At 40.5% G+C, this 18,374-nt stretch carries 18 protein-coding genes, 2 tRNA genes and 2 rRNA genes; 19 read left to right on the forward strand and 3 right to left on the reverse strand.

Going from position 1 to position 18,374, the window contains the following annotated elements; translation table 11 throughout:
• The 8 genes from LCM10_RS18425 to tsaD all read left to right on the forward strand — a co-directional run.
• A 23S ribosomal RNA gene (locus LCM10_RS18425) occupies positions 1–95 on the forward strand; the annotation flags it as partial.
• 97 nt (positions 96–192) lie between these two features.
• A 5S ribosomal RNA gene (rrf, locus tag LCM10_RS18430) occupies positions 193–309 on the forward strand.
• A 79-nt stretch (positions 310–388) separates the two neighbouring features.
• A tRNA-Met gene (locus LCM10_RS18435) sits at positions 389–462 on the forward strand.
• An 80-nt stretch (positions 463–542) separates the two neighbouring features.
• Positions 543–619 (forward strand) — tRNA-Asp (locus LCM10_RS18440).
• An 811-nt stretch (positions 620–1,430) separates the two neighbouring features.
• Positions 1,431–1,886 carry a tRNA (adenosine(37)-N6)-threonylcarbamoyltransferase complex ATPase subunit type 1 TsaE gene (gene tsaE / locus LCM10_RS18445; protein ID WP_224877742.1) on the forward strand — a complete coding sequence of 152 codons (456 nt, stop codon included), beginning with the start codon at positions 1,431–1,433 and terminating at the stop codon, positions 1,884–1,886.
• Positions 1,883–2,578 (forward strand): tRNA (adenosine(37)-N6)-threonylcarbamoyltransferase complex dimerization subunit type 1 TsaB, encoded by a 696-nt coding sequence (gene tsaB / locus LCM10_RS18450; RefSeq protein WP_224877743.1) that lies wholly within the window; start codon positions 1,883–1,885, stop codon positions 2,576–2,578. The genes tsaE and tsaB overlap by 4 nt, the downstream gene beginning before the upstream one ends.
• 42 nt (positions 2,579–2,620) lie before the next feature.
• Complete coding sequence (gene rimI / locus LCM10_RS18455) at positions 2,621–3,043, forward strand: ribosomal protein S18-alanine N-acetyltransferase (protein WP_263621562.1); 423 nt, start codon at positions 2,621–2,623, stop codon at positions 3,041–3,043.
• Positions 3,040–4,056 (forward strand): tRNA (adenosine(37)-N6)-threonylcarbamoyltransferase complex transferase subunit TsaD, encoded by a 1,017-nt coding sequence (tsaD, locus tag LCM10_RS18460; RefSeq protein WP_224877745.1) that lies wholly within the window; start codon positions 3,040–3,042, stop codon positions 4,054–4,056. Before rimI ends, tsaD begins: the two co-directional genes overlap by 4 nt.
• Positions 4,057–4,533: 477 nt before the next feature.
• On the opposite strand, the gene LCM10_RS18465 is transcribed toward tsaD, so the two are convergent.
• Complete coding sequence (locus LCM10_RS18465; protein ID WP_224877746.1) at positions 4,534–6,480, reverse strand: ABC-F family ATP-binding cassette domain-containing protein; 1,947 nt, start codon at positions 6,478–6,480, stop codon at positions 4,534–4,536.
• Between the two features lie 223 nt (positions 6,481–6,703).
• Between LCM10_RS18465 and LCM10_RS18470 the strand changes: the two genes are divergently transcribed.
• From LCM10_RS18470 to tatC, 3 genes are read left to right on the forward strand one after another with little or no spacing between them, the layout of a single operon-like run.
• Positions 6,704–7,381, forward strand: a complete 678-nt coding sequence (locus LCM10_RS18470) for a redox-sensing transcriptional repressor Rex (protein WP_224877747.1) — start codon at positions 6,704–6,706, stop codon at positions 7,379–7,381.
• A 52-nt stretch (positions 7,382–7,433) separates the two neighbouring features.
• A complete protein-coding gene (locus tag LCM10_RS18475; protein WP_032085426.1) occupies positions 7,434–7,601 on the forward strand; it encodes a twin-arginine translocase TatA/TatE family subunit in 168 nt (55 codons plus the stop codon).
• 18 nt (positions 7,602–7,619) lie between these two features.
• Entirely contained in the window at positions 7,620–8,396 is a 777-nt protein-coding gene (gene tatC / locus LCM10_RS18480; protein WP_224877748.1) for a twin-arginine translocase subunit TatC, read from the forward strand.
• An 18-nt stretch (positions 8,397–8,414) separates the two neighbouring features.
• On the opposite strand, the gene LCM10_RS18485 is transcribed toward tatC, so the two are convergent.
• Positions 8,415–8,621 carry a YdiK family protein gene (locus LCM10_RS18485; protein WP_224877749.1) on the reverse strand — a complete coding sequence of 69 codons (207 nt, stop codon included), beginning with the start codon at positions 8,619–8,621 and terminating at the stop codon, positions 8,415–8,417.
• Positions 8,618–9,361: a CPBP family intramembrane glutamic endopeptidase gene (locus LCM10_RS18490; RefSeq protein ID WP_224877750.1), complete on the reverse strand. Its 744-nt coding sequence runs from the start codon at positions 9,359–9,361 to the stop codon at positions 8,618–8,620. Before LCM10_RS18490 ends, LCM10_RS18485 begins: the two co-directional genes overlap by 4 nt.
• 560 nt (positions 9,362–9,921) lie before the next feature.
• Between LCM10_RS18490 and groES the strand changes: the two genes are divergently transcribed.
• The 8 genes from groES (at position 9,922) to LCM10_RS18530 (ending at position 18,154) form a co-directional block, all read left to right on the forward strand.
• Positions 9,922–10,209, forward strand: a complete 288-nt coding sequence (gene groES, locus LCM10_RS18495; protein ID WP_224877880.1) for a co-chaperone GroES — start codon at positions 9,922–9,924, stop codon at positions 10,207–10,209.
• A 55-nt stretch (positions 10,210–10,264) separates the two neighbouring features.
• The gene (gene groL / locus LCM10_RS18500) at positions 10,265–11,899 is read left to right on the forward strand and encodes a chaperonin GroEL (RefSeq protein WP_224877751.1); all 1,635 of its coding nucleotides are present in this window, start codon (positions 10,265–10,267) and stop codon (positions 11,897–11,899) included.
• 263 nt (positions 11,900–12,162) lie between these two features.
• On the forward strand, positions 12,163–12,369 hold the full coding sequence (locus LCM10_RS18505; RefSeq protein ID WP_224877752.1) for a helix-turn-helix domain-containing protein: 207 nt from the start codon (positions 12,163–12,165) through the stop codon (positions 12,367–12,369).
• Between the two features lie 16 nt (positions 12,370–12,385).
• Positions 12,386–13,987: a hypothetical protein gene (locus LCM10_RS18510; RefSeq protein ID WP_224877753.1), complete on the forward strand. Its 1,602-nt coding sequence runs from the start codon at positions 12,386–12,388 to the stop codon at positions 13,985–13,987.
• Between the two features lie 327 nt (positions 13,988–14,314).
• Positions 14,315–14,878: a hypothetical protein gene (locus LCM10_RS18515; protein WP_224877754.1), complete on the forward strand. Its 564-nt coding sequence runs from the start codon at positions 14,315–14,317 to the stop codon at positions 14,876–14,878.
• Positions 14,871–16,610 carry a phage/plasmid primase, P4 family gene (locus LCM10_RS18520; RefSeq protein ID WP_224877755.1) on the forward strand — a complete coding sequence of 580 codons (1,740 nt, stop codon included), beginning with the start codon at positions 14,871–14,873 and terminating at the stop codon, positions 16,608–16,610. The genes LCM10_RS18515 and LCM10_RS18520 overlap by 8 nt, the downstream gene beginning before the upstream one ends.
• A gap of 148 nt (positions 16,611–16,758) precedes the next feature.
• Positions 16,759–16,917 carry a helix-turn-helix transcriptional regulator gene (locus LCM10_RS18525; RefSeq protein ID WP_224877882.1) on the forward strand — a complete coding sequence of 53 codons (159 nt, stop codon included), beginning with the start codon at positions 16,759–16,761 and terminating at the stop codon, positions 16,915–16,917.
• Between the two features lie 64 nt (positions 16,918–16,981).
• Positions 16,982–18,154: a site-specific integrase gene (locus tag LCM10_RS18530; protein ID WP_224877756.1), complete on the forward strand. Its 1,173-nt coding sequence runs from the start codon at positions 16,982–16,984 to the stop codon at positions 18,152–18,154.
• Positions 18,155–18,374 lie beyond the last annotated feature (220 nt).

Below are 18,374 nucleotides of genomic sequence, written 5' to 3' on the forward strand. Positions count from 1 at the left end.
AAGATCCCTAGAAGATGACTAGGTAGATAGGTCAGAGGTGGAAGCATGGTGACATGTGGAGCTGACTGATACTAATCGATCGAGGACTTAACCACAAAGAGTCATTTTTAAATGAACAAACGGCAATACCGGTAATCTTGACATCAATCCTTTATCTAGTTTTGAAGGAACAAACCTTCAATTGAATATTCGTCTGGTGATAATGGCGAAGAGGTCACACCCGTTCCCATGCCGAACACGGAAGTTAAGCTCTTCAGCGCCGATGGTAGTTGGGGGCTCTCCCCCTGTGAGAGTAGGACGTCGCCAGGCGAGTATTAAATTTTTTTCACACAATCTAACACAGGTAGCATATAGTATGATATAATCTATATATTACCAATCTTATCGTCGCGGGGTGGAGCAGTTCGGTAGCTCGTCGGGCTCATAACCCGAAGGTCGCAGGTTCAAATCCTGTCCCCGCAATACCATTTTTGCAAAACATTATATTGAAAGATATTTTGCTGGCGCAAATGGACAGTTCTTTTGCTAGCGCAAAAAACATTGGTCTGGTAGTTCAGTTGGTTAGAATGCCTGCCTGTCACGCAGGAGGTCGCGGGTTCGAGTCCCGTCCAGACCGCCATTACTTTACACGTAAACGAAACTTTTGGTTTCGTTTTTTTTTATTTTGTAGAAAGTTTTTTGGTGTGATGAGTAGTTTTGGTTTTCGTTTTTATGAGAAGAAATTTGGTTGAAGATCTGTTTTGTGCAGCTTGAAGGTTTTATTTAGAATGATTGTTAATAGAGCATAAAAATCTAGATAAGAGCATAAAATCTCAATTAGGAGCATAAATCTCCAAAATGGAGCATAAACCCGGATACGACATCAAATTTAAACTTAAAATTAAATCAGAACCACCAGTTTGCTCTCCCAACAAACCTAAAAACCTAAAATCAACCTCAAAACCAGCTCACAAATACGCTTAAACGCCAAAAACACCTCACAACTAACTAAAAAATTCAAAAATCCATTAATACGCCCACATCCTATACTAATTTTCCAACTCCGCTCATCAAAAACAATCCCACCACTATCTACAAGGAACCATTTTCCTTCAACGAGCTACATCCACGATCCACAAACAATCCACAAAAAACATTTCGCTCCAACTAGCGAAATCCATAATCCACAATCCACAAACATTCCACAAAAACCATTTCCCTTCAACCAACTACATCCACAATCCCCACACAATCCACAAAAACCACCCAATCACCTACCAATAACACGCGCACAAAAAACCAATCCTCCAACATCCCTCTCAAAAATCACCCCAACCCATCAACATCACTTTACTCAAATACCCCAAAAAGGGTAAACTACATATATACATTGTCCCTTAGGTGCTGTCCTAAGGGTTTTTTATACTCTACTTGAAGTTGAGGAGATAGTTATGGATCAGGTTGAAATAATGACAAATACTCCTGAGGAGACGGGGGCGTTTGCCGAGAGATTGGCACAGTACCTTGTAGCGGGAGATGTGATAACATTAGAAGGTGATCTTGGGGCCGGGAAGACGACCTTCACGAAGGGACTTGCGAAGGGGCTTGGAGTGAAGAGGACGGTGAACAGTCCAACGTTTACAATTATAAAAGAGTACAAGGGACGACTGCCTTTTTATCATATGGATGTGTACCGGCTGGATGATTCCTTTGAAGACTTGGGATTCGATGAGTACTTTGAAGGGGAAGGCGTGACGGTTGTGGAGTGGGCCCATCTGATAGAGGATCAGCTTCCACGGGAGTTATTGAGCCTGTCGATTTACAGAGAGGGCGATACGGCACGTAGGATTGTATTAAAGCCTTACGGTGAAAGGTATAATGAGTTATGTAAGGAGATTGTTTCATGAAGATATTGTCGGTTGATACGTCGAACTTTCCTTTAGGGGTGGCGTTGATTGAAGAAGATCAGGTGATCGGTGAGTATATCACGAATAAGAAGAAGAATCATTCGGTGCGGGCAATGCCTGCGATTGAGCAGCTTTTGAAGGATTGTGATACGGAGGCGAAAGACCTGGACAGGATCGTGGTCGCGAATGGACCGGGTTCTTATACAGGTGTGCGGATTGGGGTGACATTGGCGAAGACGCTTGCGTGGTCACTGAATATCCCGCTGATTCCGGTATCGAGTCTTGCGGTTCTCGCGTCATCGGGCCGTTATTTTAACGGATATATCGCTCCGATCTTTGATGCTAGAAGAGGTCAGGTGTATACAGGACTATATCGGTTCGAGGGTGACAAAATAAGTCAGGTCGAAGATGACCGGAATATGCTGTTGGCTGACTGGGTGGAAAAGTTGAAAGATTATGATGGGGACATCTTATTCATCGGTAATGATGTCACTATCCATGAGGAAAAAATCAAGGAAGTGTTGGGGGATCAAGCGGTGATTGCTCCGTTTGTGAGCAACAACCCGCGTCCATCGGAGCTTGCTTTCATAGGGGCCCAGCTTGAGGAGAGAACGGCTCACGAGGTCGTACCGAATTATATTCGTCTCGCCGAAGCTGAGGTGAAGTGGCTGGAGTCGCAAAAAAACTCTTAAATGAGAAAAAAGGATCGTTCAGAAGATATGGATATACGGTTTATGACCATTGATGATTTGGATGCCGTCCTTGAGATCGAGCATCGTTCGTTCGCAATACCTTGGAGTCGTGAAGCTTTTTACAATGAAATAGAGCAGAATCACTTGTCCACCTATGTCGTCGCTGAAGAAGGTGGTTGCGTGGCTGGCTATTGTGGTGTATGGCTCGTTGTGGATGAGGCGCACATCACGAATGTCGCGGTGCTTCCCGATTACAGGGGAAAAGGCATCGGAGAAGCGCTCATGAAAAGGATCATGGAGATCGCAAGGGAAGTCGGCGCAAATGTGATGACGCTTGAAGTCCGGGTCAGCAATAAGGCTGCACAGGGATTATATAGGAAGCTTGGATTCCAGGGTGGAGGAATCCGGAAAAGGTATTATTCAGATAATCAAGAAGACGCTTTAGTGATGTGGGTGAATTTATGAAAAAAGATGTATTTGTATTAGGAATTGAAACGAGCTGTGATGAAACAGCGGTAGCCATCATTAAGAATGGTACGGAGATTGTGACGAATATTGTTTCTTCCCAAATCGAAAGTCATAAGAGGTTTGGTGGAGTGGTGCCGGAAATTGCTTCACGTCACCATGTCGAGCAAGTGACGCTTGTGCTGGAAGAAGCACTGGATCAGGCTGGCATGACAATGGAAGAGATCGATTGTGTGGCAGTCACGGAAGGACCTGGATTGGTCGGGGCGCTCCTGATCGGGGTGAATGCGGCCAAGGCCCTTGCATTTGCTCATAATAAGCCGCTCGTCGGGGTCCATCATATTGCGGGGCATATTTATGCGAACCGTCTGGTGAAGGAAATGAAGTTCCCTCTCTTATCCCTTGTCGTTTCGGGGGGACATACGGAGCTTGTTTTGATGAAGGAGCATGGTTCCTTTGAAGTTATCGGGGAAACCAGGGACGACGCAGCAGGGGAAGCGTATGATAAAGTTGCACGGACATTGAGTCTCCCATATCCAGGCGGTCCTCATATCGACCGTCTCGCACATGAAGGGGAGCCGAACCTGGATTTGCCGAGGGCATGGCTCGAAGAAGGCTCTTATGACTTCAGCTTCAGCGGTTTGAAGTCAGCGGTGATCAACACGCTGCATAACGCGAAGCAAAAAGGAAAAACAATTGAGCCGCAGGATCTTGCAGCAAGCTTTCAGGCTAGTGTGATTGATGTGCTTGTGACGAAAACGGTAAGAGCTGTGCAGGAATATAAAGTGGAACAATTGTTAGTGGCAGGTGGAGTGGCAGCCAATAAAGGGCTGAGGGCGGCTTTGGAAGAAGCGTTCAAGGATCTTGATACGGAACTGATCATTCCTCCTCTGTCCCTATGTACTGATAATGCAGCGATGATCGCAGCAGCAGGAACCGTTTTATTCGAACAAGGTAAAAGAGGCGACTTGGCCATGAATGCCAATCCCGGATTGGATATCGAGAATTTTTAACGATTGTAAAAGGCTTAGAAGAGGATCATTTCCTTTTCTAAGCTTTTTAGTTTGCATATTGAAGATCGTTAAACGCGTCCCTCTGTGTAAAAGAAGAAGTCCACCGGAACAGAGCCTTCAGCAAAGTGCATAACATGTGAATAAGTGTAAGGGTGAATACTGTCGAATCGCTGTTTGTGGAAAAGTGGACGCTTTTTTGTGGAAAAACGTGAAAAGTTGCAATATAAAGACAATGAGCAGAAACGAACATATGTTTTATCAACAGATTGTGGATAAGTTGTGAGTAACTTAGGATAAGATGTGAACACATTGTGAAAAAGATGGGGGCTATCCAAGCGTAAAATGTGCATAACTGTTAGTAACGTTGTGGATAATGTGGAAAACTCATGTGAATAACGGTTTGACAACATTCGACATGTGGATATCGATGTGGAATAAAAAAGGTTTGAGTAATGTGATATTACTCAAACCTGTGGATTACTGTTCTTCTTGGAGAAGTTCCTCCAGCTCTGTCCATTCTTCCAAAAGTTCGTCGAGCTCTTCTTGGGAGGTATTCAGTTTATCATTGATTTCCTGGACCTTTTCATGGTCCTGGAAGATATCCGGATCACAGAGCAGTTCTTCCTGTTCCGCGATGACCGTTTCGAGTTCTTCCATCCGGGTTTCAATTTCTTCGATCCTTCTTCGGCGCTGACGTTCCAGCTTTTTTGCTTCTTTATCGATTTTATGGTTTTGCTTTTGCTGGGTAGCCGTACCGGATGCGGGCTGTCCTTTTTCAGCGAGTTCAAGAGCAGCGAGCTCTTCTTGCTGGCGAAGCTTTTCCACATAGTAATTATAATCACCGAGGTATTCGGTTGAACCGTTCTTTGAGAGTTCAAGCACCTTGGTTGCGATCCTGTTGATGAAGTAACGGTCGTGAGACACAAATAGAATTGTACCAGGGTAATCGATCAGCGCGCTTTCGAGCACTTCCTTACTGTCGAGATCAAGATGGTTGGTCGGCTCATCGAGGATGAGGACATTGCCTTGCTCCATCATCAGCTTTGAAAGGGCGAGTCTCGCCTTTTCGCCTCCACTTAATGTAGATACCGGCTTCAGTACGTCTTCACCTGAAAACAGGAAATTTCCGAGGACGGTCCTGATTTCCTTCTCGTTCTTTATCGGGTATTCATCCCATAGTTCATTGAGGACGGTTTTATTTGATGAAAGATCTGCTTGTTCCTGATCGTAATAGCTAATTGATACATTCGAGCCGAATTTGAAATCGCCGGCTAATGGACGTAGTTTATCCACAAGCGTCTTCAAGAGGGTCGATTTCCCGATTCCGTTCGGTCCGACGAGCGCAATGCTGTCCCCTTTTTTGACGGAAAAGTCGATATGGCTTGATATGATTTCCTGAGAACCATATCCAATCGAGAGATCATTCACCTTCAAGACATCATTTCCGCTTTGACGATCGATCCCGAACGAAAACGTGGCGGATTTCTCATCACCGAGTGGCCGATCCATCAAGTCCATGCGCTCCAGCTTCTTACGGCGACTCTGAGCCATCTTCGTCGTGGAAGCACGGGCGATGTTCCGTTGGATGAAGTCTTCGAGCTTTGCGACTTCCTGCTGCTGACGCTCATACATTTTGATATCTTTTTCATAGTCTTCCGCTTTCTGTTGAAGATGTTTACTGTAGTTCCCGATGAACTTCTTGCTTCGTTTACGGGAGATTTCATAGACCTGATTGACGACGCTGTCCAGGAAGTAGCGGTCATGGGACACAATCAGTACGGCTCCTTCATAGCTTTGCAAGTAGGTCTCAAGCCAGGACAAGGTTTCGATATCAAGGTGGTTGGTCGGCTCATCGAGAATCAGGATATCGGGCTTCGTCAGGAGCAGTTTACCGAGTGCCAGGCGGGTCTTCTGCCCGCCGCTCAATGTGGATATTTTCGTTTCGTAGTCGAAATCCGCAAAGTTCAACCCGTGGAGGACGGAACGGATGTCTGCTTCGTATTGATAGCCACCCGATTCTTTGAAACTGACCTGAAGCTGATCATATTCTTTCAGAACGCGTTCATACACATCGGGCTTTTCATAGACAGAAGGATCTGCCATCTGTTTTTCAAGGACACGGAGCTGCTTTTCCTGAGCACGTAGCCCTTCGAAAACCGTCAGCATTTCATCCCAGATGGAAAGGTCGGATTCAAGTCCCGTGTTTTGTGCGAGGTAGCCGATCGACACCCCTTTGGGCTTTGTGATTTCACCGGCGTCATGGGATAGTTGACCGGCAATTATTTTTAAAAGGGTCGATTTGCCCGCGCCGTTACGGCCGACAAGCGCGACTCTGTCCCTTGTCTGTATTTCAAGTTTTATGTTTGAAAGAATTGTATCTGCACCAAAGTTTTTGCTAAGTTGATTCACTTGTAGTAGAATCATGACGTTTCACCTCTATTTCATAGTGCTAGTGTACCGTATTTGTGAGGAGAACGGCAATCCTGCATGTCCAGGAATGACTATTAATCTTCACACATATAGGATAGAATATAGTGTATGATGGGTATGAGACGAGAAAAAAAGGTTATCCGTTATTTTTGGAAGCGTTCACAGGTTTATGGGAGACGGAAGTAACGGGCTTTGAATAGATGTGGGGGAATACTAGATGAATCAGGATACAACAAAAATTCCACAGGCAACGGCTAAACGGCTGCCGCTGTATTATCGTTTTATCAAGAATTTATACTCATCCGGGAAGCAGAGGGTTTCATCAAAGGAATTAAGTGAAGCAGTGAAGGTCGATTCGGCCACAATCCGCAGGGACTTTTCCTACTTCGGTGCATTAGGGAAAAAAGGTTATGGCTATAATGTAAACTATCTTCTTTCTTTCTTCAGGAAGACGCTCGATCAGGATGCCCTGACCAAAGTGGTATTGATCGGTGTCGGAAATCTCGGAACCGCCTTCTTAAACTATAATTTCATAAAAAATAATAATACAAAGATTGAAATGGCGTTCGAGGTCGATGAGTCAAAAGTGGGTACGCAGGTCGGTGATGTTCCCGTCTACCATCTTGATGACCTGGAAGAGAAACTAGAGGATCAGAACATCGAAGTGGCGATCTTGACTGTGCCGGCTTCTTCTGCTCAGAACATCACAGACAGACTGGTTTCATCGAAGATCAAGGGAATCCTTAATTTCACGCCGGCCAGATTGACGGTGCCCGACCATATCCGCGTCCACCATATCGATTTAGCGGTGGAACTGCAATCACTGGTTTACTTTTTGAAGCATTATTCAGAAGATGACACGGAAATGTCACAAGATGGAATTGTCACGGAATAGCCAATTCATTGAAATTGAGTTATGATAGAGATGAAAAAGAGGAGGTGTCATTATGCCAGGTCCAGGTAGCCTCGTATTAATCGCAATTGTTGCTTTACTGATCTTCGGTCCCAAGAAATTGCCGGAACTCGGGAAAGCATTCGGAAATACGTTACGTGAATTCAAAAACGCAACAAAAGGCTTAGCAGATGATGACGATAAATCAAAAGATGCTAAGTAATAGAGTAGGATGAACGCCATGAGTCAAAGTCAGAGAGACATGACATTGTATGAGCATATAGGAGAATTGCAAAAACGACTCATGATTGTAGTCGTTTTCTTCTTGTTGGCGGTCATTGCGGGTTTCTTCCTTGCAGGTCCGTTGATTACGTATTTACAGCACGCCGATGAAGCGAAGGATATGACCATGAATGCCTTCAAGGTGACGGATCCGCTTAAAATATACATGGAGATGATCATCTTCGTCGCTGTGATCATCACATCGCCGGTCATCCTGTATCAATTATGGTCGTTCGTTTCCCCTGGTCTTTATGAGAGGGAAAGAAAGGTTACGCTCAGCTACATACCAGTATCAGTCCTTCTCTTTCTTGCCGGATTGTCCTTTTCATACTTCATCCTGTTTCCATATGTCGTGAAGTTCATGATGGGACTGTCTGAGAACCTTGAGATCCAGCAGGTCATCGGCATCAATGAGTACTTTCATTTCTTATTTCAAATCACGATTCCATTTGGATTTTTATTCCAGCTTCCCGTCGCGATGTTGTTCCTGACACGTTTGGGGATCGTCACCCCGATGGTTATGGCGCGCGGAAGGAAGGTAGCCTACTTTGTGCTCTTCATTATCGCCGCCTTCATCACACCGCCTGACATCATTTCGCATTTGATGGTGACCGTTCCTTTATTCATCCTCTACGAAATCAGTCTTTGGATTTCGAAGATCGGATATAAAAAAGTACTGGAAGCGGAACAAAAGCTAGAGATGGAACAATTTGAAGAGAATATAAATAAGGATTGATCCGAAGAGGATCAATCCTTATTTTTTATTATGAAGTTGTTTCCTGATCTTGAAATGGATCATGACCATCCTGAGCCCGGATCCGAAATCAAGGGTGGCCAGAAAGACCAGCATATAAGTGAAAAATCCCCAACCATCATCTCTTACATTCTGTATCGCAAAGTATGTGAAAAGTATTCCGAGCAGGAGATAGATCACTCCGGAGAAAAGCGGTGATCTTCTCATAAAAAGTGTCCTCCAATAAATCCTTGTATTTTTTCAGCTTCATTCATGATCTTCTGAATTTCATCCTTATAAATAGATTGGATCAGAACGACGGATGTATTCATCGCCACATGAGCAAAAATTGGCACGAGTATTCTCTTCGTTCTTACATATAGGAAAGCAAACGTGAAGCCCATCGCAGAGTACAGGATCACATGCTCCGGTTCGAAGTGGGCAAGTGCGAATATGACCGAACTGATCAAGGCCGCAAAGAAGAAATTCATCTTCTCATACAGCACGCCGAAGATAATCTTCCTGAACACGATCTCTTCAAGGATCGGACCGATGATGGCAGCCACAAGCATCGTCACGGGCACCTTCTCGATGATCCCGATGATCGCCTGTGTATTCTCAGATCCCATCTCGATTCCAATCGCATATTCAATCTGGATGGCAATGGACTGTGCGAAGAATGCGATGAACACCCCAGCAATCGCCCAGCCGACAGAGCTTCCCACATTAAGTGGAGAACTGCGTTCGAGCCTTGTGCTCGTTTCACTCTTCCGGAGGATGCCCCATACCACAAGCAGTGTCAGCGTAAAGCTAATGATGAGCCAGTACCCCGGCACAAGCTGTTTGACCTGCTCTTCAGGATTCCCGAGCACATCCGTCCCGATCTTCATCAGAAGCGGAATCCCGACGATACTCGAAAGCTGCATCACAATATACGCAATCAATATATATCCAAAATGTTTTTTCAACGTTTCGTCTCCTTTAATCGTCATCTTGTTCAATTCTACTAAGAAATCGTGGAGTGTTCAAATGGTAGGGGTTTAATGTTGTTTTCGAATTTGTTTTTGTAAAAATGAATGGTGGTTCCTTTGCGTTTCAATCGACTCTAGCCTTAATATGATAAGCCTACTTTAGAATCACTTTATACAATTTGACTGGTTCCAGCTGTTGGTTGGAGTGCAAGACGAAGAATCCGGAGGGAAAAGCAGGTGAGACACCACAGGAGCGAAGCGGCGAGGAGGCTCAGGGGCTACCCGCGGAAAGCGAAGTCTTGCACGGAAACCAACAGCGGTGTATGAAAGACAATTCCATATCTGAATATGAGGGTAGAAACCAAAGTAGGAATAGAAAGACAAACCCGGACATAGGATAGAGAGGTGTGAAAAAAGGAGATTAATGACGAAAAAAATTTTAAGCAGGACTCTTGCAAAAAGAAATCGAATTAATTATTATAATAATTGTGTTAGCACTCAAGACAAACGAGTGCTAATAAAAAACTATTTACATAATTTCAAGGAGGTTGTTTCACTTGTTAAAACCACTAGGTGATCGCGTCGTTATCGAGCTAGTCGAATCAGAAGAAAAAACAGCAAGCGGTATCGTTCTTCCGGACTCCGCAAAGGAAAAGCCGCAGGAAGGTAAAGTTGTTGCTGTAGGTACAGGTCGCGTTCTTGACAGCGGTGAGCGCGTTGCTCTTGAAGTGGCTGTCGGCGAACGAATCATCTTCAGTAAATATGCTGGTACAGAAGTGAAATACCAAGGCACAGAATATCTGATCCTTCGTGACAGTGACATTCTGGCTGTTGTTGGCGAATAATTAAATAATCGAATATAAAACAATTCTTTAAACAAATAAGAGGAGGACTTTGAATATGGCTAAGGATATTAAATTTAGCGAAGAAGCACGCCGTTCCATGCTTCGCGGGGTAGATCAATTAGCAAACGCAGTAAAAGTAACTCTTGGACCAAAAGGACGCAACGTGGTACTTGAGAAAAAGTACGGTTCACCACTTATCACAAATGACGGTGTAACCATTGCGAAAGAAATCGAGCTTGAAGATGCATTCGAAAACATGGGTGCGAAGCTTGTTGCTGAAGTAGCAAGCAAAACAAATGAAATCGCCGGTGACGGTACGACAACTGCAACGGTTCTTGCACAAGCGATGATCCGTGAAGGTCTTAAAAACGTAACGGCTGGAGCGAACCCAGTTGGCGTACGTAAAGGAATCGAAGCGGCTGTTCAAACAGCTGTTGAAGAGCTTAAAGCGATCTCTAAGCCAATCGAAGGCAAAGATTCAATCGCTCAAGTTGCTGCGATCTCAGCTGCTGACGAAGAAGTTGGTCAACTGATTGCTGAAGCAATGGAGCGCGTCGGTAACGATGGTGTCATCACAATCGAAGAATCCAAAGGATTCACAACAGAGCTTGACGTCGTGGAAGGTATGCAATTCGACCGCGGATATGCATCTCCATACATGGTAACAGACTCTGACAAGATGGAAGCGGTTCTTGAGAATCCATACATCTTGATCACGGATAAGAAAATCGGAAACATCCAGGAAGTACTTCCTGTCCTTGAGCAAGTGGTACAACAAGGCAAGCCATTGTTGATCGTTGCTGAAGATGTTGAAGGTGAAGCACTTGCAACATTAGTGGTGAATAAACTTCGCGGAACATTCAATGCAGTGGCTGTTAAAGCTCCTGGATTCGGTGACCGTCGTAAAGCAATGCTTGAAGACCTTGCCATCCTTACTGGCGGTGAAGTCATCACTGAAGATTTAGGCTTAGACCTTAAATCTGCAAACGTGACTCAACTAGGTCGCGCAGCGAAAGTTGTCGTAACAAAAGAAAACACAACAGTTGTAGAAGGTTCTGGAAATCCAGAAAAGATTGCAGCACGCGTGAACCAAATCCGTGCTCAATTCGAAGAGTCTACTTCTGAATTCGATAAAGAAAAATTACAAGAGCGCCTTGCTAAGCTTGCTGGCGGTGTAGCAGTCGTGAAAGTTGGAGCTGCAACTGAAACTGAGCTTAAAGAGCGCAAACTACGCATCGAAGATGCATTGAACTCTACTCGCGCAGCAGTAGAAGAAGGAATCGTTTCCGGTGGTGGTACTGCCCTTGTGAACGTCTACAACAAAGTCGCTTCAATCGAAGCGGACGCTGACGTTGCAACTGGTATCAACATCGTGCTTCGCGCACTTGAAGAGCCAATCCGTCAAATCGCTCACAACGCAGGACTTGAAGGTTCGATCATCGTTGAACGCCTGAAGAAAGAAGAAGTGGGTGTAGGATTCAACGCAGCAACTGGCGAATGGGTGAACATGGTTGAAAAAGGGATCGTTGACCCAACGAAGGTTACTCGTTCTGCACTTCAAAATGCAGCATCCGTTGCAGCAATGTTCTTGACTACAGAAGCAGTAGTAGCGGACATTCCTGAAGAAGGCGGCGGCATGCCGGATATGTCCGGTATGGGCGGCATGGGTGGAATGGGCGGCATGATGTAATAAGAGGCTTTAAACCTTTTATTACAGGTCTTTCCCTGAAAGGAAAAGCTGTCTGACCACATTTTGACCACAAAATTAAAAAAGGTCTCTCAGAACAAAATCTGAGAGATCTTTTTTTATGTAAAAAAATGATTATTAAATGTAGACTGACCTATTTTTAATAATTGACTTTATAAACAATACGTTAAGATAACAGTGAATAATAACAGTTAACGTTATATGGTGTACAGATAAAATGATAAAATATATGGGAGGAAAAAGACATGTATGAAGATTATTATGAAGTGGTTACAGTGGAGGAACTAGCCGATATATTGAGAATTGGTCTCTCAACGGCATATAGGCTGGTGCGAACGCGGGAGATAGCTTCTTTTCGTGTTGCGAATTCCTACCGAATTGAGAGAGAAGCAATAAAAGATTTTATTATACAAAATACACAAAGACAAAAAAATAAATCTCATTTGTATTAGAAAGAAGTGGAAAACTTTGCACAACTTAAAAATTGAAATTGATGAAATTCTTAAAAAGCAAGTATACAAGTATGCCGGCTTTAAGTTTTCAAACAGCACATTTTTGGATCAAGAATTGAATTATGAAAAAATATTCAATGCAATAGATCCAGGGGGAGAATTCAAACGACTCTGTAATGATCTTGAATTAGACACTGAGGTAGCAGCTCAATATATTAAGAAATATGTACTCCACCTTATCATCCAAGATGTGATAATCAATTTGAAATATCCCAGTAAGAAAACATTAATGAAACTAACGGGACAAGAGATTTTAGGGCAAAAAATAGAAGATATAATTGATGAGATTTTTTTTAATACACCACGAGACTTATTTAATCAGCTAAGTTATATTGAAGGATTTTTCACCTCTGGTCAAATTGAACATAAGTTAGAAAACGAGTATAATTGGACCTCCTTTGATGAAAATGCATTAATGCCTGAATCTAGGGAAAAGTGGAAGAAGAATTCTAAAAAAGTTGGGTCATTCTATCCTTTGTATGTAAAATATGCACCAAGAAAATCAAGGTTAGCTCAATCGCTAGTAAAGCCGTTTAATAAAATCACAGATTTTAATCAAGAGCTCATAAATAAGCAGCTACATTTCAATCGCTTTATAAAAGCCTTAGAACAAGTTGAATATAATACTTCTCAAGATGTTTGGTTATTTGAATATAATACTTTTTATTTAATGCTTCGCAAAATTGGCTTATACGAAAATTTAGAAGATGTGGATGAAAAATATTTTCCAGTATTAGCATCATTTTTGTTTGTTGGGGATATACGTTTTAAGCTCTTATTGATAGACGAGCTTTTTAAAAGTGAATCGTTGCCGCACTATAAAAATAAACTTTCAGATTTATTCCTATTGTCGTTGGTTATCGTTCCGTTTTTTAAGGAATACGTAAAGAATAAATTAGTGGAACTTATATCTGAGGATTTACCTGACTATTATAGGAGAGTTGAAGATGATCACGCTGAAATGAAAGTGGAGAATTTAAAGAAACAACTACATATCTATCAAATTTTGAAAACTCAAAATTATTATCGGGGAGAAGATTTACTCTCGGAATTTGGAATTGATATTAAATCTGAATTAAAAGTGACCAAAGGCCTCAAGATAGCTTGGAAGCATATTGAACAAGCAAGTGGAAGAATAAACAAGAATTATAATATTATATTTCAGGGATTTTTAAATCATATAAGAGAATTCGAGTCACTTTCAGATTCTAATGATCAAGAGGAGTTAACCAAAACATTTAAGATTTGGCTTGAATCCGGGATATTTAAAACCACCCAAGAGTATAAAAATAATATCATAGAAAAAAATAATAACAGTTCGGAAACTATAGATTTGTCCGATTTCAATTTCATTGGGAAAATTGATGATGAACGGCAAAAAATAAGATCTAAAGTAGAAGGTCATAGACATATGAAACAAAAGAAATTGAATAAAAATATTGGAGAAGAGATGGCTCAGTTGGGGATTGATGTCAATAAATTAAAAGAAATCTCGGCAAAATATAATTGTTCTATTACTGTTGAACCCCATAAAATTATTAATAAAACGATTTCTTAGGTGTCCGAGTAGACACATGAAGACAAGGCGTAGACCATTATGGTCTACGTTCTTTTTTATCTAAAACCCTCAATTTCAAGGGGTTTTAATTGGTGTAGACAATGTAGACGTTTTGGTTAACTCCTTTTTAACTTAATTAGTTTCTTGAGAACACATACAAATAAAATCCAATTAAAAAATTTATAAATTCATGATTTTTTTAACCTTTTATTTATCTAGTTCTAATTAGGTTTTGGACAAAAGACTACTCAATCCTAATTAGAAGCAGCCTTTTGAGATGTTATCTTAATGGAGCAGAAAGAAAACAATTAATGGAGGCTAAAGAAAATGAATAAGATACCTCAAAAAAAATTTGAAAAGTTCTTTAAAGAAGCACTGGATAACAATGAGAAGAAGATGTCGTTGTTCTGTCACCAAGAGAGAATTAACTCATTTGTTATTGAGGGAAAACGAGTAAAATTTCAAAGCATATTAGTTGTATACAGCAGAGGGGATCTTCAGATTTGTTTTGGACAAATTGGTGAGCAACAACTTTTCTATAGTAGTGATAAAAGTTGTAAAGATAATATATACCTTATTATTGATCAAAGTAAGAATAAAAAACGTTTACACATCAATTTTAATGATCAATTTATTACTCACTCAGAAAAAGACTTATATGATGAAAGAGAGATAATTCTCACATATGTGGAGAATCAGAACTTTGCACAGCTTCAGGTATACGACTCATTATTGAAATATAACAAATTCAGTGAATATTTCGCCGACACCTCATCTACTATAGCCAGTGCAAGGTGTTTAGCGTTTGGGCATTTAATGAATACAATTCCTGATATTGCTTACTCTATCTCAGGTCTTTATGAAAGTGGGGATGAGATTGATCATGAATAAAGAGAAAAAGATGTTTATTAACATATCCTTAGAAGAAGAAGGTCTTTCACAATCTCATTTATATAATGAAGCTCAAAGTATTATTGAAACAGAGCAAATTAAGAAGCCTGGGCAATCAAACGGTGACGTTTTAGCTAGAAAGAGTGCAGCCGTTTTAAATTCTGTAGATACCACTCCACATTATGATTACATTTTAAAAAACAATGTAGACAAAGAGTTAAAGGTTCTGTCCAAACAAGAAGTTGACTTACCAGTAACGTATTATAAAGAACGTGAATCCGCAGATAAGAGAAAATCCAAGGATCATTTAATAGGAGCTAACCTAGCTGAAATGCAAGAGGAGAAAAAGACTAAAAATGGAAGTAAGCAACCTATTGATTATTTAGCAACAACCAAGTTCTTAGCTGAAAATATCGTAAAGTCATTTGAAGGACAAGTAAGAATTTATGATCATCAATATGGTTACTTCAAAGACTTATCTGAAACAGAACTCCATATAGCCATTAGAAAAAGTCTTCCTAAAGAATTAGATATGAAACTTCCAAAAAATAAAATTATCGAAGTTGCCCACCGTATAAGAACGAGTCCTGAATTGCAGTTAAGATACGATAACTTTGATTGCAATACCCATCTAATTAATTTTCGTGATTTAGTATATGACACTACAACAGGGAAAACTTATCCTCATAGTTCTGATTTTTTATTTACTAGTTACATTGATGCAGACTATAGAAAAAAACAAATTAAAATATATAAGCCAAATACCCCGTACAAGTTCTATGGTTCTCATCTCGATCAACTTATTCAAGAATGTACAGGTGGGGATGTTAATAAAGCCAAATCGTTACAGCAAGTCACAGGATACATTATAAGTAATGAATGGAGAGCGAAAAAGTTTTTTCTACTCATTGGTTTACCTCACACGGGAAAAAGTGTTTGGCTTTCAATCTGGAGAGCATTAATTGGGAGCAGCCACACTACTTCAATGTCATTAAATCAGATAGGTAGTAACCGTTTTATGACTGCTGAATTTTTTAAATCCAAGCTAAATATAACAGCTGAATTAGATGAAAATGGAAAAATACAAGGAACATCTGTAATTAAAGCAGTAACTGGAGGAGACTTACTAACAGCCGAACGAAAAGGAGAAGATCCATTTCACTTTTATGGACGTACAAAACTTGTAGCAGCAGGTAATTATATGCCTCCTGTAAATAAATTAGATGGAACGTCGGCATTTACTGATCGCTTACATTTTTTAATGTTTAATCATCCTGTACCGGAAGAAAAGCGCGACAAAGAACTATTAAACAAACTACTTAGCGAGAAAGAGAGAACAAAAATTATTCATTGGGCTTTGGAAGGATTAGAAGAACTGAAGCAGCAGAACTTCATTTTTACAGAAAGTGATGATGCTAAGGAATTTAAAAAACATTACATTGGTGATTTAAACAATGTCCCTGACTTCATAGATGATATGTGTATTGTTGATACAAATAATTATGATTTAAAAGTTCAAAGGAAGCATTTGTACCCATCATATTTTGAATATTGCAAAGAAAATGGTGTAAAAGCCTTGAGTAAATCTGAGTTCTTTATCGAAATTAAAAATCTTGGTGTGAAGGAAGATAAATTACGAATGTATGGATCAAATGCTTTGAGAGGATTTCGTGGTATAAGTTTGAAAACGATTGAATCTGAAATGATAAATAATGTTGATAAGGATTATTAAAGTACGTCTACAATGTCTACAAATATAGTTGTTGAAAGGAAGGCCTCATTATGTCGGTAAATTAACAACTTGAAATATATATTATTAAAATGTGTGCTGAGGGAGTGATTTATTAATGACGCGTAATGACTATCCAATTATTCTACAAATGAAAGATGTTACAAAAATACTAGGTTTCTCTAAGTCTACGGTATACTCTTTATCCCAAGATCCTGATTTTCCCGTATTACAAGTTAATAATCGTAAAGTTGTATATCGTGATGATTTCTTTGCCTGGTTGGATAGCAAGCGGAAGGTAATTTCTTGATTTTTTAAAAGGCGAATGTAATATCCTGATATTCGCTTTATCAATGACTTTAAGGAGGTAAGACATGCAAGGTTACTTTCGAAAAAGAGGGTCCACTTGGTCTTTCACTATTGATATTGGGATTGATCCTCAGACGGGAAAGAGAAAACAAAAGACTCGATCTGGCTTTAGAACTAAAAAAGAGGCACAATTAGAGGCAGCTAAATTACAACAGGAAATTGGCCATGGTACGTATATCAATGAGAAAGAGACTATGTTTAAGGATTTTGTAAAAGATTGGTTAAAGCAATATTCAAGCACAGTAAAAGTTAGCACTGTTAGAGTCCGTGATCATGAATCTGGCAAGTTACTACACTATTTTGAAGGTTTGAAAGTAAAGCAGATAACCAGAAAAATGTATCAAGAAGTACTCTATGATTTGTTTGAAAAAGGATATGCTCTTAATACAATTTCTGGTATTCACTCAACTGGACGGATGATTTTTAAAAAAGCGATAGAGCTGGAGATCATAAAAAATGATCCAACCCAGTTTGCAAAGCTCCCGCGGCCAATAAAAACAGTTGAAGAACTGGAAAGTGAAGAAGAGATAGTTAAATATTTAGAGAAAGAGGAGTTGGCTCTTTTTCTAAGAACAGCTAAGGAAGAAGGATTAGATCGTGATTACGAGATATTTCTCACCTTAGCCTATTCAGGGCTAAGGGTTGGAGAATTATGTGCATTAATGTGGAAGGATCTTTCAAATAAGGAATCCACAATCAGTGTTACAAAGACATATTATAATCCCAGAAACATTATTAAAGAATATCAACTTTTACCACCAAAAACTAAAAACTCTAAAAGGACCATAGAGCTTGATTCTATTGTATTTAAAGAGTTGGATAGACTTAAAGCAAGACAGAATGAACTTAAAATGCTAAACCGTAATACCTATTATGATAAGGATTTTGTGTTTGCTAAAACAGGTAACTATCTTGGATACCCAGAACTCATTAAGACTATACAGAATCGGATGACCCGTCTATTAAAGTTGTCTGGCCTCAATACTACATTGACCCCTCACTCACTCCGTCATACACATACATCTCTACTTGCAGAAGCCGGAGTAGGCATACACGAAATAATGGAACGTTTAGGGCATGTTGAAGACGATATTACGAAACGAGTATATCTGCATGTTACAAAAACAATGAAAACAGAAGCCTCCCGGAAATTTGGAGAGTTAATGAGGAGCCTTTGACCAAAGGTTATACCGAGAAAAAAGATTTTATCTCTTATCTAAGAGGTATGAATTTTTGGAAAATGGTTATCATGCTAAAAGGAAATTAATCAATAATAATTATACATTTTGAAGATGACAACAACGGAAGCGATAAAATACCAATTATTATAAGTCTCGCGAGGCCTATTTTAATTGTCTTTTAGGTGCTTCGTTGGGGTCATCTTTTTGTGTTTTAAAG

The organism is Rossellomorea aquimaris (assembly GCF_020171925.1).
GTDB lineage: Bacteria > Bacillota > Bacilli > Bacillales > Bacillaceae_B > Rossellomorea > Rossellomorea aquimaris_F.